General features: G+C 57.1%; 1 protein-coding gene. It reads right to left on the reverse strand.

Annotated features, from left to right (window positions below; translation table 11 throughout):
* Nucleotides 1–220: 220 nt before the first annotated feature.
* Nucleotides 221–1915, reverse strand: coding sequence for a phospho-sugar mutase (locus I2G40_RS09500; protein ID WP_195544916.1), 1695 nt, complete (start codon nucleotides 1913–1915; stop codon nucleotides 221–223).
* Nucleotides 1916–2177 lie beyond the last annotated feature (262 nt).

Below are 2177 nucleotides of genomic sequence, written 5' to 3' on the forward strand. Positions count from 1 at the left end.
CCGGTTCTCAAGGTGCACGCCTGCGCTGGTTCCCGGTTCCACCGGGCCGCGCGGCAAGGAGATATATTGCCAGACCGGAGGGGCCCCGGGGGCGGGAATCTGGTCGTACACATTTCCTACACAGTTTGGGATTCTCAGCTGTATTTGCCAGTAATAAAGAGGGGACCTCGTTTCCGAGATCCCCTCCTCCGTCTATCTAAAGAAATAGGCTTTCAAAGCCTTAGGCCAGCAGCTTGCGACCGGACTCCTCAATCGCGTCAAGTGCTGCATCTGCCTCGGCGGCATCCGCGCCCTTAGCGAAGATGTACAGCTTAATCTTGGGCTCGGTGCCGGAAGGACGAACAATACCCTTGTTGCCGCCCTCAAGATCGAACTCAATTACGTTAGCCTTCGGCAGGCCGTTCACGCAGGTGTTGTAATCCACGACGGCCTCAATCTTGGAACCGGCGAGCTCCGCGGGCGGGTTCTCGCGCAGACCAGCCATGATGCCGGCCATCTTTGCCGCACCCTCAGCGCCCGGATAGCTCAGCGAAATCGTCTTGTTGTGATAGTAGCCATACTTCTCGTACAACTCGTGCATCGCATCGGCAAGGTTCTTGCCCTGGAGCTTATAATACTGCGCCATCTGGCAAATCAGAAGCGAAGTGCTGACGGCGTCCTTGTCGCGCACGTGATCGCCGGCCAGATAGCCGTAGCTCTCCTCAAAACCGAAGATAAAGCGATCGACCTCGCCAGCATCGGAAAGAGAAGTAATGATGTCGCCGATGTACTTGAAGCCCGTCAGGCAGCGGCGGAGCTCAAAACCGTACTCGTCGGCCAGAGCGTCAACCATGGCGGAAGAAACGATAGTAGTGACGGCAACCTTCTTAGTGAGGTCCTCACCGCGGACAGCACGGGTCTTGCAGATATAGTCGAGCAGCAGAACGCCCATCTCATTGCCGGTCAGCAGCAGATAGTCATCGCCATTCTTAACGGCAACGCCAACACGGTCGGCGTCGGGATCGGTTGCAAGCAGCAGATCAGGGTGAACCTGCTCGCACAGGTCAATGCCCTTCTGCATGGCCTGGCGGATCTCGGGGTTAGGATACGGGCAGGTCGGGAAATCGCCGTTAGGTTCCTTCTGCTCGGGAACAACCGTGACATCGGTGATGCCAGCGCGCTCGAGCACCGTCGTGACGGGAATGAGGCCGGTGCCGTTGAGCGGAGTGTAGACGAGCTTAAGCGGAGCGCCAGCGATCTCCTCGGCAGAAAGGTTGGTCACGCCGCGGGCGAGAACGGCGTCGTAATAACGCTCGAGGCACGAGTCGTCGATCCATTTGACCAGACCCTGCTCAAGAGCCTCATCGAAGTCCATGGACTTCACGCCGGTAAACGTATCGGTCTCGGCGATAGCCTTAGAAATTGCATCGGCGGCCTCGCTGGTGATCTGGCAGCCGTCGGGGCCATAGGCCTTATAGCCGTTATAAGGCGCTGGATTATGACTAGCGGTCATGCAAATGCCACCGGAGCACATAAGGTCGCGGACGGCCCAGGAGAGCGTCGGCACGGGAGAAATCTTGGGATACACGAGGGCAGTCACGCCGTTTGCGGCAAGAATGGCAGCCGTCGTCTTAACGAACAGCTCGCCCTTATTGCGGCTATCGCGGGCGATGGCGACCGTCGGATGCTCGAAGGTCGCATTGAGATAGTCAGCAAAACCCTGCGTCGCGCGACCAACCGTATAGATATTCATACGGTTAGTGCCTGCACCGATAGTGCCACGTAGACCGGCGGTACCGAAGGCGAGATCTTGGAAGAAAGCGTCGGTGATGGCGTCTTCGTCACCCTGCTCCTTCATCGTGTTGAGCTCAGCGAGGAGCTCCTCGTCCTTGACATTGGCAATCCAAGTATCAAGCAGCTCATGAACATCTGCCATGTGAGTCCTTCCGTCACAATCAATAAAACAACCCGTGTAAAACAGGACAAGCGCATCAGCGCGCTAAAGCAAATATTAGTCCATTGAGAACAGAGAACCGGCCACAGAACGGTGAACGTCTATATTCACCGGTGGATGATTGGATTGATTTAATTGCTTAGTGAATGCCGCCTTTAACGCAAAAAGGGGGAGGCCGCGAGGCCTCCCCCTTCTCAGTTCAAGCGTACGGCTCGGTGCCGTCCACCGGTCAGCGGCGCCCTGG

The organism is Collinsella aerofaciens (assembly GCF_015558785.1).
Taxonomy (GTDB): Bacteria; Actinomycetota; Coriobacteriia; order Coriobacteriales; family Coriobacteriaceae; genus Collinsella; species Collinsella aerofaciens_P.

Coding starts and splice junctions, on each gene's coding strand:
- I2G40_RS09500 (WP_195544916.1), bottom strand. CDS start 1,915: ATGGCAGATGTTCATGAGCTGCTTGATACTTGGATTGCCAATGTCAAG.